This is a genomic window from Pseudomonas sp. SH10-3B, from assembly GCF_019891415.1.
In the GTDB taxonomy this organism is placed as follows: Bacteria; Pseudomonadota; Gammaproteobacteria; order Pseudomonadales; family Pseudomonadaceae; genus Aquipseudomonas.
In genome coordinates this window covers 57278-70554 of sequence record NZ_JAFLXD010000029.1, presented here as the reverse complement: position 1 = coordinate 70554, position 13277 = coordinate 57278, and the positions used below count along the sequence as shown (strand labels likewise).

11 protein-coding genes and 1 pseudogene are annotated in these 13277 nt (G+C 63.5%); 7 read left to right on the top strand and 5 right to left on the bottom strand.

The genetic code is table 11. The features are described from left to right. Positions 1–44: 44 nt before the first annotated feature. Positions 45–494: pseudogene (locus tag J1G35_RS20485) on the top strand (GNAT family N-acetyltransferase); the annotation flags it as partial. Here the strand turns inward: J1G35_RS20485 and sfnG are convergent. Then, positions 490–1575 carry a dimethylsulfone monooxygenase SfnG gene (gene sfnG, locus J1G35_RS20480; protein ID WP_032886892.1) on the bottom strand — a complete coding sequence of 362 codons (1086 nt, stop codon included), beginning with the start codon at positions 1573–1575 and terminating at the stop codon, positions 490–492. The pseudogene J1G35_RS20485 and the gene sfnG overlap by 5 nt on opposite strands. A gap of 268 nt (positions 1576–1843) precedes the next feature. On the opposite strand from sfnG, the gene J1G35_RS20475 reads away from it, so the two are divergent. Next, complete coding sequence (locus tag J1G35_RS20475) at positions 1844–3082, top strand: acyl-CoA dehydrogenase family protein (protein WP_223015863.1); 1239 nt, start codon at positions 1844–1846, stop codon at positions 3080–3082. 39 nt (positions 3083–3121) lie between these two features. On the opposite strand, the gene J1G35_RS20470 is transcribed toward J1G35_RS20475, so the two are convergent. Together J1G35_RS20470 and J1G35_RS20465 are read right to left on the bottom strand one after the other, a co-directional pair. After that, the gene (locus tag J1G35_RS20470; RefSeq protein ID WP_027606416.1) at positions 3122–3907 is read right to left on the bottom strand and encodes a sulfite exporter TauE/SafE family protein; all 786 of its coding nucleotides are present in this window, start codon (positions 3905–3907) and stop codon (positions 3122–3124) included. A gap of 91 nt (positions 3908–3998) precedes the next feature. Continuing rightward, positions 3999–4769, bottom strand: coding sequence for a class I SAM-dependent methyltransferase (locus J1G35_RS20465; protein ID WP_223015862.1), 771 nt, complete (start codon positions 4767–4769; stop codon positions 3999–4001). Between the two features lie 137 nt (positions 4770–4906). Here J1G35_RS20465 and J1G35_RS20460 point away from each other — a divergent pair, with 137 nt between their 5' ends. The 3 genes from J1G35_RS20460 (at position 4907) to J1G35_RS20450 (ending at position 6796) form a co-directional block, all read left to right on the top strand. Next, positions 4907–5428: a DUF3455 domain-containing protein gene (locus tag J1G35_RS20460; RefSeq protein ID WP_053135166.1), complete on the top strand. Its 522-nt coding sequence runs from the start codon at positions 4907–4909 to the stop codon at positions 5426–5428. 166 nt (positions 5429–5594) lie between these two features. Then, positions 5595–6125, top strand: coding sequence for a sigma-70 family RNA polymerase sigma factor (locus tag J1G35_RS20455; protein WP_223015875.1), 531 nt, complete (start codon positions 5595–5597; stop codon positions 6123–6125). Further along, positions 6122–6796 (top strand): anti-sigma factor, encoded by a 675-nt coding sequence (locus J1G35_RS20450; protein WP_223015861.1) that lies wholly within the window; start codon positions 6122–6124, stop codon positions 6794–6796. The genes J1G35_RS20455 and J1G35_RS20450 overlap by 4 nt, the downstream gene beginning before the upstream one ends. Here the strand turns inward: J1G35_RS20450 and J1G35_RS20445 are convergent, their stop codons facing one another. Together J1G35_RS20445 and J1G35_RS20440 are read right to left on the bottom strand one after the other, a co-directional pair. Then, on the bottom strand, positions 6797–8098 hold the full coding sequence (locus J1G35_RS20445; RefSeq protein WP_053135159.1) for an ATP-binding protein: 1302 nt from the start codon (positions 8096–8098) through the stop codon (positions 6797–6799). A gap of 3 nt (positions 8099–8101) precedes the next feature. Beyond that, the gene (locus J1G35_RS20440; RefSeq protein WP_053135156.1) at positions 8102–8803 is read right to left on the bottom strand and encodes a response regulator transcription factor; all 702 of its coding nucleotides are present in this window, start codon (positions 8801–8803) and stop codon (positions 8102–8104) included. A gap of 171 nt (positions 8804–8974) precedes the next feature. Between J1G35_RS20440 and J1G35_RS20435 the strand changes: the two genes are divergently transcribed. Together J1G35_RS20435 and J1G35_RS20430 are read left to right on the top strand one after the other, a co-directional pair. Continuing rightward, the gene (locus J1G35_RS20435; protein ID WP_223015860.1) at positions 8975–10132 is read left to right on the top strand and encodes an efflux RND transporter periplasmic adaptor subunit; all 1158 of its coding nucleotides are present in this window, start codon (positions 8975–8977) and stop codon (positions 10130–10132) included. A gap of 12 nt (positions 10133–10144) precedes the next feature. Then, positions 10145–13234: an efflux RND transporter permease subunit gene (locus J1G35_RS20430; RefSeq protein ID WP_053135150.1), complete on the top strand. Its 3090-nt coding sequence runs from the start codon at positions 10145–10147 to the stop codon at positions 13232–13234. Positions 13235–13277: the final 43 nt, after the last annotated feature.

Below are 13277 nucleotides of genomic sequence, written 5' to 3'. Positions count from 1 at the left end.
TTTAGAGAAGTCTCGTTTCGTTACGCAACTTTTACGGCGGTCATATGGCTCTTTTCTCTCGCGTTGCATTACCCGGCGATGTACCGGCATTAGTCGCATTGGAACACCAGTGTTTCAGCAGCGACCGGCTCTCATCGCGCAGTTTTCACTGGATGATCGGCCGCGCCCATGGCCAGTTGCTGGTGGCGGAACAGGACGGGCAGTTGCTTGGTTACGCGCTGGTGCTGTTTCGCCGTCGCAGCCGGTTGGCGCGCCTGTATTCCATCGCCGTTGCCGACCACGCACGCGGCCTCGGACTGGGCAAACAGTTGCTCAGCCATGTCGAGGCCTGCGGGGTGACGCACGGGTGCGCGCACCTGCGCCTGGAGGTGCGCACCGACAACCCCGGCGCCTTGGCGTTGTATGAACGCAATGGCTACCGGCGCTTCGCCGTGGTCAACGACTACTACGCAGACCACACCCCTGCCCTGCGCCTGGAAAAAACCTTGGTCAGGCCACCTGCTTGATCCCGGCCTTGGCTTCCAGCTCGCGTACCAGCGGCAACACACGTTTGCCGAAGTACTCCACTTCTTCCTGGAAGTGCAGGAAGCCCGCCAGTACCAGGTCCACGCCCACGGCCTTGAGCGCGACGATGCGCTCGGCAATCTGCTGCGGGGTGCCGATCAGGTTGGTCTTGAAGCCATCGTTGTACTGCACCAGGTCTTCAAAGCTGGACTTGGCCCAGTTGCCCTCGCCTTCGGGGGACGCCTTGCCGGCCTGCTTGGCCGCGTCGCCAAAGGCATTCACGGCTTCCGGGTCGGCCTTGTCGATGATCTCCGCGAGCACGGCGCGGGCTTCTTCCTCGGTGTCGCGGGCGATGATGAATGCATTTACACCGACCTTGACCGAATGGTTGTTCGCGGCAGCCTTGGTGCGAATGTCATCGACCTGGGCCTTGATGCCTTCCGGGGTGTTGCCGTTGGTGAAATACCAGTCCGACACACGCGCCGCCATGTCCCGCGCGGCCCGTGAACTGCCGCCCTGGAACACTTCCGGCTGGCCCAGCGGCTTGGGTTTGAGGGTGTAGTTGTTGAAACGGTAGAAGTCGCCCTTGAAGGTAAAGTCGTCCTGGGTCCAGATGCCTTTGAGGGCGCGGATGAATTCCTCGGAACGGCGATAGCGCTCGTCGTGCTCCAGCCAGTGTTCACCGATGGCCTGGAACTCGCCCTTGAACCAGCCACTGACGATGTTCACCGCAATGCGGCCGTTGGTGAGCTGGTCGATGGTCGCCAGTTGCTTGGCCGCCAGCGCCGGTTGCCACGGGCCGGGCAGGATCGCAGCGATGACTTTGAGCTTGGTGGTCGCCGCCAGCAATGCATGGCTGAACGCCACGGATTCATGCTGGTTCTCGGCGCCGTAGCCGGCGGTGAAGCGGATCTGGGTCAGGCCGTATTCGAAGCCGGCTTCCTCGGCCAGTTGCGCCAGTTTGCGGTTGTAGTCAATGCCCCAGTGGGTGCGTTGTTCGATCTTGCTGACCACCAGCCCACCGCTGACGTTGGGCACCCAATAGGCAAATTTCACGGCTTGCTGACTCATCGAACGGTACCTCGCACTAAGGAATGTACTGAGGGGTTGAGCAGCAAGCGTGCCAGGCGCAGGCAAACGCCCGCGCCACAAGGGTTGCGACACGAATTCGGGGCTGGGAAGCTTGGAATGCCAATGTCAGGGATTGCAACGCTTTGTCGGTTTGCTGTTGCTGGAGCAACAGTAAACAGCGTGCATCCCCCCGTAAACATTGGGCCTGGCACCCGGCACGGAGTGTGCAATCACTCCCAGCACCGATCACTGCCCCGGAGCCTTGCTCATGACCGAACACCACGTTATCAACCCGCTGTCTGTCGGCGTCGACTACCCCACGCTGGCGGCACGCTTTCGTCCGATTTTCCAGCGCATCGCCGCTGGCGCGGTGGAACGCGAGCAAACCCGCGCCCTGCCCCATGAGCCGATCCAGTGGCTCAAGGAGGCCGGCTTCGGCGCGGTGCGGGTGCCGGTGGAATATGGCGGTGGCGGTGCGTCGCTGCCGCAGTTGTTCGAACTGCTGATCGAACTGGCCGAGGCCGACTCCAACGTGCCCCAGGCCCTGCGCGGGCATTTCGCCTTTGCCGAAGACCGCCTGAATGCGCCGCCCAGTGCCGGCCGCGACCTGTGGTTCAAGCGCTTCGTCGACGGCGACATCGTCGGCTGCGCCTGGACTGAAATCGGCGCCGTGGCCATCGGCGACGTTGTCACCCAGGTCAGCCCGGACGGCGATCAGTGGAAACTCAACGGTGAAAAGTTCTACAGCACCGGCAGCATTTTCTCTGACTGGATCGACGTGTACGCCCAACGCAGCGACACCGGCGGCGATGTGATCGCCGCCACCCGCGCGCGCCAACCCGGCGTGGTGCATAGCGATGACTGGGATGGCTTTGGCCAGCGCACCACGGGCAGCGGCACTTCGCGCTTTACCGATGCGGTGGTGGAGGCAGAAAACGTCATCGACTTTGCGACCCGCTTCAAATACCAGACCGCGTTCTACCAGCTCGTACTGTTAGCCAGCCTCGCCGGTATCGGCCGTGCCGCGTTGCGCGATGTGGCTCACCAAGTGCGCAGCCGCAAGCGCATCTACAGCCACGGCAATGCCCAGCATGTCAGCCAGGATGCACAAATCCAGCAGGTGGTCGGCGAAGTCGCCGCCTTGGTCTACGCCGCCGAAGCCAGCGCGTTGAAGGCTGCGGTGCCGGCACAACGGGCGTACCTGGCACGGTTCGGTGGGGATGAGGGTGTCGAGCGCGAAGCCAACGTGGCGGCCGAAATCGAGTCGGCCACAGCGCAGGTGGTGGTGTCGGAGCTGATCCAGCGCGCCACCAGTGAGTTGTTCAACGCGCTGGGGGCCTCGGATGTGCGCCAGGGCAAGTCCCTGGACCGCCATTGGCGCAATGCGCGGACCGTGTCGTCACACAACCCGGTGATCTACAAGGCGCGGATCGTGGGGGACTGGGTGATAAACGGCACGGAGCCGCCGTTTGTGTGGCAGATCGGTAATGGCCCGGCGAAAGCCTGAGGCTGAGCGGGGTCAAAACTGTGGGAGGGGCGTATGCCGTTAGAAGGCCAATTTGTAGCCGATGGTCATCAACATGATCGCCAGGCACGGGCGCAGTACGCCGTCCGGGACTTTGCCGGTCATGTGGCTGCCGAAGTAAATACCCGGCAGCGACCCCATCAGCAGAAAGCCCAGCAGGTGCCAGTCCATATTGCCCATGCCGGCATGGCCCAGGCCCGCCACCAGGGTCAGGGGCACGGCGTGGGCGATCTCGGTGCCGACCAGGCGGCGCGTGGCCAGGAACGGATAGAGGATAAACAACGCGACCGTGCCGAGGGCGCCGGCGCCGATGGAGGTGAGCGCTACCATGGTCCCCAGCACCGCGCCGGTCACCACGGTCAACGCATTCAGGTTGCGCGGGTTCATATGGTAGTGATCGCCCGCATGGCGCTGGGCGAACGCCAACAGGCGCTGCTTGAACAGGATCGCCAGGGCGGTCAGCAGCAGCACCACGCCGAGGGCCTGCTTGATCACCGCGTTCATGGCGCTGGGGTCGGTGTGCAGGCTGGCGAGAAACCACAGGGTCAGCAACACCGCAGGCACGCTGCCCAGGGTCAGCCAGCCGGTGATGGTCCAGTCGATGTTCTTGTTCTTGCTGTGTACCAGCACGCCACCGGATTTGGTGATGGCAGCGTACAGCAGGTCAGTGCCCACGGCCGTGGCCGGGTTGATGCCGAACCACAACAGGATCGGGGTCATCAGCGACCCCCCGCCGACACCGGTCATCCCCACGATAAAACCAACGATCAGGCCCGCAATTACAAAACCAAAGTTACCCACTTCCATCAAAGCTACCTGCGGCCTTATAAAATTCTGGCCGCAGGATAGCGATTTTTCTTATAACGACTTATATCAATATGATCTGACTTTATGCCTTTTATGGCAGTCGCCGGCAGACATAGGCTTGCGTCTGATAAGGAAAGGCTACCGTGTCGCGGCCCTTCAGCGCCGGGTGGGTGGCGATCAAGCCACGCAACTGTTCGGTCACAAGGGCTTTTTCAGCCTCAGGCAATGCGGCAATAAAGCTCACGGAGAGGAAGCGATCCATGATCACTTCCTGGGGACTGCCTACGTGGCTATAGGGGAAGCACGTCATTGCGGGGTCGGAAAAGTACTCGCCGTTGAACGCTTCGCGCCAACGCCCGGAGTGAAAACGCGGGGTGTCGCCCTCGTAGGGCGTAATGATCGCGGTGATGGCCGCCACCCAATCCACCGACTCATCACGCACATTCCACACCAGCCCAAGGCGCCCTTCGGGCTTGAGCACGCGATGGATTTCCGCCAGCGCGGCCTGGGTGGAGAACCAGTGGAAGGCTTGCGCGCAGACTACCGCGTCAGCGCTGGCGGTTTCCAGGGGAATGGCGTCGGCGGTGCCGTTGACCAGGCGCACATCCGGCAGCAGCCGGGTCAACTGCGCGCCCATGGCCTGCACCGGTTCGACGGCGATCAACGTCGGCGCCAGGGTGCTGAGCAGGCGCGTGAACTTGCCGGTGCCGGCGCCCAGGTCGACGACTAATGAATGTGCATCGACGCCGAGTACATCCGTGAGCCAGCCGGTGAGTTGCCGGGGATAATTCGGCCGCCCTTGTGCGTAGGTAGCGGCCTGAGTAGAGAAACCTTGTTGAGCAGACGCGTGAACACCAGTCATTGCCAATCTCTCCTCGGGTAAAGCGGGGGCACAGTGTGCGCCTTCAATCATTTATTTTCTAATCGCTGCATCCAATCGTGCGCGTCATGGGTAGTCCTTTCAGTAACCCCGCTGTTTGACTGAATGGAGAACTACCCATGAACGCTAAAGCCCTGCTCTGCTTCACCGGTTTGCTCATCGCCAGCCCCGCCGCCTTCGCCCAGGCCGGCTTGCCCGACAGCATCAAGGTGCCGGATGGCCACAAGGTGGCACTGGAAACCACCGGCATCGGCGAAATCACCTACGAGTGCCGCGACAAGGCCAACGCCGCCGGCCAGACCGAATGGACCTTCGTCGGTCCCAAGGCCGTGCTGAATGACCGCAGCGGCAAACAAGTGGGCACCTACTTCGGCCCACCGGCAACCTGGCAGGCCAAGGACGGCTCGAAAATCACCGGCACCCAGCTCGCCGTCGCTCCCTCGGGTGCGGGTAACCTGCCCTATCAACTGGTCAAGGCCAACCCGGCCGAAGGCAAGGGCGCGATGAGCGGTGTGAGTTACATCCAGCGGGTCGCGCTCAAAGGTGGCGTGGCACCGAGCACCGAGTGCACCACCGCCAACAAGGGCAAGCAGGAAGTGGTGAAGTACCAGGCCGACTACATTTTCTGGGCGGCCAACTGAGCAAACTGCGCTACGCTGCCACACTGTAGGAGCCGGCTTGCCGGCGATGGACGTCAACGATAACGCGGGGCACCAGCATAAACGCGGTGCCTTTGCGTTTTTCGCCGGCAAGCCGGCTCCTACAGTGGGGTGGTTATCGTTATTACAGCGGTGGAAGTACGTGGCCTTGCCTGACGCCCATTTTGATTATGAAGCCTGCCTATCGGCCTGTGCCCCTGGCGAGCAACGTGCCCTGCGCCAGCTGTATGAGCAGGACAGCAGCCGTTTGCTCGGTGTGGCGTTGCGCATCGTGCGGGACAAAGCCCTGGCCGAAGACGTCGTGCATGACGCGTTTATGAAGATCTGGCACGGCGCCGGCAGTTTCGACCCGTCGCGCGGTTCGGCGCGGGGTTGGGTGTTCAGTGTGACCCGGCACCTGGCCCTCAACCACGTGCGCAACCACCATCGCGAGGTGGCACTGGGCGAGGAACATGAACAGCTCGCCGCGCCTCACGACACCTTTGAATTCCCCGCACGCGCAGGCTTGATGCACACCTGCCTGCAACAACTCGACCCGGCCCGTCGCAACTGCATCCTGCATGCCTATGTCGACGGTTATTCCCACAGCGAAATCGCGTCGAGACTGGGCACCCCGCTGGGGACCGTCAAGGCCTGGATCAAACGTAGCCTCGCCGCGCTGCGGGAGTGCATGGCATGAACGAAACACTCGACGAACTGGCCAGCGAATACGTACTGGGCACCCTGCCGGCCGAACAGCGCGCCGAGGTGGAACAACGCCTCCCGCACGATGCGCAATTGCGTGCGGCGGTGGACGCCTGGGAGCAGCGCCTGTTACCCCTCACAGTGCTGGCAGAACCGGTGCCGCCCTCCGCTGAACTGTGGCGGCGGATCCAGCGCAACCTCGCCCCTGCGCAACCCCGCGAAGGGTGGTGGAACCTGCTGGCGTTGTGGCGGGGCCTGGCGGGTGCGGGGCTGGTGACGACGCTGGTGCTGGCGGCCTTGTTGCTGACCCGCCCTCCGGCCCTGGCCCCCAGCTTTGTGGTGGTGCTGGTGGCGCCGCAAAACCAGGCACCGGGCTGGGTGATCCAGGCCAGCAATAATCAGCAGATCCAGTTGATTCCATTGGGCGTGATGGAAGTGCCGGCGGACAAGGCCTTGCAGTTCTGGACCAAGGGCGATGGCTGGCAAGGCCCGGTGTCCCTGGGGCTGGTCAAGCCGGGACAAACCCTCTCGGTGCCGCTGGACAAACTGCCGCCGCTGGCGCCCAACCAGTTGTTCGAACTGACCCTGGAAGACCCGCGTGGCTCGCCCACCGGTAAACCCACAGGACCGATCCAGGCGATCGGCCGTGCGGTCAAGGTGCTCTGATCAGGCGACGTTAGGCAGCCACACCCGGAACCGCGCGCCACCCAACGGCGAGGCCAATGCAGTCAGGGTGCCGCCCTGGGCTTCCATGGCGCGCCGGCTGATCGCCAGGCCCAGGCCAAAGCCACCCGTGGCGCGGTCGCGGCTGCGGTCGAGGCGGTAGAACGGCTCGAAGATGCGCTCACGCTGGTCCAACGGAATGCCGATGCCATCGTCATCCACCCAGATTTCACAGCCTTTGGCGCAGACCTTGACCCCCACCTGAATGCGCTTTTCGCAGTAGCGCGTGGCGTTGCGCAGCAGGTTCTGCAAGGCGCGGGCGGTCAGGCGTGGGTCGAGGCTGACGCGTTCCACGGTGCAATCAAGGGCCACATCAATGACGATCTCGGGGTTTTCCAGTTCGTCATCGACGCTGCCCAGCACGCTGTCGATAAACTCATCGAGCACCACTTCCACGCGCTCCGGCAGTTGCGCCGGGTTTTGCAGGCGACTGTAGGACAGCAACTCCAGCACCAATTCATCCAGCTCACGAATATGCGCCACCAGGCCATGCAGGCGTTCGCGACTGGCTTCTGGCAAGTCTTCCGACAACGCCAGGGCCAGGCCGAAATCCAGGCGCGTGAGCGGTGTGCGCAGTTCGTGGGAGACCGCGTTGAGCAGATCGCGCTGCTGGTTGAGCAGGTGTTCGATGTCGTCGGCCATGGTGTCAAACACCGCCGCCAGGCTGCCGATGTTGGAGCTGGACGGGATCTGTGTACGCTCGGCCAGGTTGCCCTTGCCCAGTTGCGTAGCGGTGCTTTTCAGGCGTTCGAGATCGCGCCAGTGCGGGCGCAGCCAGAACAGCAGGCAGGCCAGCAACGCCGCACCGATCAGCACGTTCATCGACCAGTACAACAGGTTCATGTCCAGCGGGTCCGGCGGAACGGTGAGCTTGACCACGAACTGCTCGTTGAGCGGCGAGCTGATGTCCTCCATCCAGCCCCACTCCCCCAGGTGAATCACCGGCTTGCCCTGCTCCAGCAGTTTCGCTTCCTGCGCGGTGTAGCTGGCGTCCTGGCGCAACAGCAATTGCACTTTGAGGGGCGCGAAGTCACTGCCCAGTTGCTCGGTCACCTGGGACCAGCGCTCCACCGGCGCGCGCAGGTACTGCTTGACGATCAGCTTCTGCATGCCCCGTGACTGCTCGACGTTGTAGTCCAGGTAGCGGTGCTCGAACAGCTGGATCACCAGCTTGGGAATCAGGAAGATCGCCGCGCTGTAGGTGACGATGGTGATCAGGTAAAGACGCAGCAGCACACGAAACATCGATCAGCATTCCCACTCGGAACGGCTGAACAAGTAGCCCTTGCCCCACACGGTCTTGATCTTGCGCGCTTCACCGGCGTGGTCGTCGAACTTGCGGCGCAGCTTGGAGATGGCCACGTCCACCGAACGGTCGGTGCCGTTGAACTCGATACCGCGCAGGCGTTGCAGGATCTGGTCGCGGCTGAGCACCTCGCCGGCATGCCGGGCCAGCACCACCAGCAGGTTGTATTCGCCACTGGACAACTCCACCGCCTGCTCGCGCCAGGTCACGGTGCGTTCCGACAGGTCGATACAGAGGTTGCCCATCAGGATCTGGTCGCTGGCCACCTGAGGCTCGGACAGACTGCTGCGCCGCAGCAAGGTGCGCACCCGCGCCAGCAGCACGCGCGGCTCGCAGGGCTTGGTGACATAGTCGTCGGCGCCCATTTCCAGGCCCAGCACCTGGTCGTGACTGTCATCGCGGGCGGTAAGCATCAGGATCGGCAGGCCCGCCGAATCGGCGCGCAGCAGGCGGCACACTTGCAGGCCGTCGAGGCCGGGCAGCATCAGGTCGAGGATCACCAGGTCCGGCGGGTTGAGGCGCGCGCGTTCGCGGACGTGGTCGCCCCGGCTGAGCACGCTGACGTGGTAGCCATTGCGTTCCAGGTAGCTGGCAATCAGCTCGGAGAGTGCGGCGTCGTCTTCCACCAGGAGGATGTTGGGCATGGTGTTTCCAAATAATGCGGTTCGTTGATGTGTTGCAGGATTGTGCAAGGATATACGCCCTCGGCGCCCCGCGCGCCGCACCTTACATTTCTTCACAGACGACCTACACAGCTTCACAGCACCGCGACGCAGGTGCCCTTAGGATGCGCCAGTCAATATTGGGATAAGAGCATGTCGAAGAATCTGTTTGCGCCATTTTGCCTGTTGGCCCTGACGCTGGCCCTGAGTGCCTGTGACAAATCCGCCGCGCAAGCGCCGGAAGTGCCCCTAGCCAAAGTGCGCATCGAAACCCTTGAGGCCAAGCCTCTCTCCATCACCAGCGAGTTGAGCGGGCGTATCGCCGCGCCGCGCATCGCCGAAGTGCGCGCACGGGTCGCCGGGGTGGTGATGCAACGGGTGTTCAAGGAAGGCCATGACGTCAAACAGGGCGATGTGTTGTTTCGCATCGACCCGGCACCGTTCAAGGCTGACCTGGACAGTGCCCAGGCCAACCTGAGCAAGGCCGAGGCCAATGCGTTCCAGGCGCGCCTGCAAGAGCAGCGCTACAGCCAATTGGTGGAAGGCAACGCCATCAGCGGCCAGGACTACGACAACGCCCGCGCCGCCGTGCGCCAGACCAACGCCGAAGTCGCCGCCAACAAGGCCGCCGTCGAGCGCGCCAGGTTGAACCTGGGCTACGCCACCGTGACCGCGCCGATTTCCGGGCGCATCGGCCGCGCCCTGGTGACCGAAGGGGCACTGGTGGGCCAGAACGAAGCCACGCCCCTGGCGATCATCCAGCAACTGGACCCGATCCACGCCGACCTCACCCAGTCCACCCGCGAGCTCAACGACCTGCGCCGCGCCTTCCGCGCCGGCAGCTTGAAGCAGGTCGGCCAGGACCAGGCCAAGGCCACGTTGATCCAGGACGATGGCAGCCTCTACCCGCTGCCAGGCAAGTTGCTGTTCGCCGAGATCAGCGTCGACCCGGGCACCGGGCAGATCATCCTGCGCAGCGAGTTCCCCAACCCGGACCTCGACCTGTTGCCCGGCAGCTTCGTGCGGGTACGCCTGGAGCAGGCTGTCGACAAACAAGGCATCAGCGTGCCGCAACGCGCCATCACCCGCGACAGCGCCGGCATCCCCATGGTGTTGCTGCTGGACGCCGAGCAGACCGTCAGCCAGCAGCCGGTAGAGCTGGGGGCGGTCGTCAATGACCGTTGGGTCGTCAGCCACGGCCTCAAACCCGGCGACCGTATCGTCGTCGAAGGCCTGCAGCACGCGCGCCCCGGTGAAAAAGTCCAGGTCGATGACAGCCCCACGCCCCTCGCCCAGGCTTCCGGCCAATAAGGATCATTGACAATGCCGCAGTTCTTTATTGACCGCCCGATCTTCGCCTGGGTGGTCGCCCTGTTTATCCTGCTGGCCGGCTTGTTGGCCATCCCGCAATTGCCGGTGGCCCAGTACCCCAACGTTGCGCCGCCGAAGGTGGAAATCTACGCGGTGTACCCAGGCGCCTCGGCCCAGACCCTGGATGAAAGCGTGGTCAGCCTGATCGAGCAGGAGCTCAACGGCGCCGATCACCTGCTGTATTTCGAATCCCAGAGCAGCCTGGGCTCGGCGACGATTACCGCCACGTTCCAACCCGGCACCAACCCGGAAATGGCCCAGGTCGATGTGCAAAACCGCCTCAAGGCGGTGGAGCCGCGCCTGCCCCAGGCCGTGACCCAGCAAGGTTTGCAGGTGGAGAAAGTCTCCGCCGGCTTCCTGCTGCTGGTGACCCTCACCTCCAGTGACGGCAAGCTCGACGACGTGGCGCTCAGCGATTACCTGGCGCGCAACGTGATGAACGAGCTCAAGCGCCTGGACGGGGTGGGCAAGGCGCAGTTGTACGGTGCCGAACGCGCCATGCGCATCTGGATCGACCCGCAGAAGCTGATCGGCTTCAACCTCACACCGGCCGACGTGAATGCCGCGATCAGCGCGCAGAACGCCCAGGTCTCCGCTGGCAGCATCGGCGATTTGCCGGGCACCAAGACCCAGGAAATCACGGCGGCGATCCTGGTCAAGGGCCAGCTGTCCACGCCGGCGGAGTTCGCTGACATTGTGCTCAAGGCCAACCCGGACGGCTCCACCGTACGCATCGGCGATGTGGCGCGAGTTGAAATCGGCAGCCAGGAATACCAGTTCTCCACGCGCCTGAACGGCAAGCCGTCCACCGCCGTCAGCGTGCAGCTGGCACCGGGCGCAAATGCGCTGAACACCGCGACCCTGGTGCGGGCGAAGATGGATGAACTGTCGCGCTATTTCCCGGCCAATGTAGAGTACAAGATCCCGTACGACACCTCGCCGTTCGTCAAGGTCTCGATCACCAAGGTGGTCTATACCCTGCTCGAAGCGATGGCGCTGGTGTTTGCGGTGATGTTCCTGTTCCTGCAGAACGTGCGCTACACGCTGATCCCGACGCTGGTGGTGCCGATCGCGCTGATGGGCACCTTCGCCACCATGCTGTTGCTGGGCTTCTCGATCAACGTGCTGACCATGTTCGGCATGGTGCTGGCCATCGGTATTCTGGTGGATGACGCCATCGTGGTGGTGGAGAACGTCGAACGGATCATGGTCACCGAGGGCCTGTCGCCCAAGGAGGCGACGAAGAAAGCCATGGGCCAGATCACCGGTGCCATCATCGGTATTACCCTGGTGCTGGTGGCGGTGTTCCTGCCGATGGCGTTCATGGCCGGCTCGGTGGGGGTGATCTACCAGCAGTTCTCGCTGTCGATGGCCACCTCAATCCTGTTCTCGGCGTTCCTTGCCCTGACGTTGACCCCGGCCCTGTGCGCCACCTTGCTCAAACCGATCGCCAAGGGCGAGCACCATGCCAAGGGCGGGTTCTTCGGCTGGTTCAACAAACGCTTCGAGCAACTCAGCGACCGCTACGAGGGTTGGGTGGCCTATGCCCTCAAGCGCAGCGGGCGATACCTGCTGATCTACCTGGTGCTGCTGGTGGGCCTGGGGCTGATGTTCAGTCGCCTGCCCTCCTCGTTCCTGCCGGTGGAAGACCAGGGCTACACCATCACTGACATCCAGCTGCCGCCGGGTGCGAGCAAGAACCGCACGGTGCAGGTGGCCGAGCAGATCGAAGCGCACAACGCCGAGGAACCGGGGGTGGGTGACACCACCATGATCATGGGCTTCAGCTTCTCCGGCTCCGGGCAAAACGCCGCGCTGGCGTTTACTACGCTCAAGGACTGGTCCGAACGCGGCGGCGATGACTCCGCCGCCTCGATTGCCGACCGCGCCAACATGGCCTTCAGCGAGCTCAAGGACGCGATCGCCTATGCGGTCCTGCCGCCTCCCGTGGATGGCCTGGGCACCTCCAGCGGTTTCGAGTTCCGCCTGCAGGACCGTGGCGGTGTTGGCCATGCGGCGTTGATGGCGGCACGTACCGAGTTGCTCGCCGCGGCCGAAAAAAGCCCGATCCTGGCCAACGTGCGCGAAAGTGCCCTGGCCGAGGCGCCGCAAGTGCAGCTGGAAGTCGACCGCAAGCAGGCCAACGCGCTGGGCGTCTCGTTTGCCGATGTGGGCAATGTGCTGTCTTCAGCCATCGGTTCGGCCTATATCAACGACTTCCCCAACCAGGGCCGTATGCAGCGCGTGGTGGTTCAGGCCGAAGGCGATCAGCGCAGCCAGGTGGCGGATTTGATGAAAATCAACGTGCGCAACAAATCCGGGGAGATGGTGCCGCTGTCGGCGTTTGTGGTCGCCAGATGGACCCAGGGCCCGGCGCAACTGACGCGGTATAACGGCTACCCCGCCATCGCCATTTCCGGCGAGGCGGCACCGGGGCATAGCACCGGCGAGGCGATGGAAGAAATCCAGCGCCTGGTCAGCCAACTGCCGGCGGGCCTGGGCCAGGAGTGGACCGGGTTGTCGTTGCAGGAGCGCCTGTCCGGCGCCCAGGCCCCGATCCTGCTGGGCCTGTCGCTGCTGATCGTGTTCCTGTGCCTGGCGGCGCTGTATGAGAGCTGGTCGATCCCGACGTCGGTGTTGCTGGTGGTGCCGTTGGGCGTGCTCGGCGCGGTGCTGGCGGTGACTTTGCGCGGCATGCCCAACGATGTGTTTTTCAAGGTCGGCCTGATCACCATCATCGGCTTGTCGGCGAAGAACGCGATCCTGATCATCGAGTTCGCCAAGGACCTGTATGACCAGGGCGAAGACCTGATCGACGCCACCCTGAAAGCCGCACGGCTCCGGTTGCGGCCGATCATCATGACCTCGCTGGCGTTTATCCTCGGCGTGGTGCCATTGGCGATTGCCACCGGTGCCAGCTCGGCCAGCCAGCAGGCCATCGGCACGGGTGTGATCGGCGGGATGATCACCGCGACGCTGGCGGTGGTGTTTGTGCCGGTGTTCTTTGTGGTGGTCATGAAACTGGTGCGCAAAAAGCGCTAAGGTTTTTGGGGGACACTGTAACTGTGGCGAGCGGGCTTGCCCC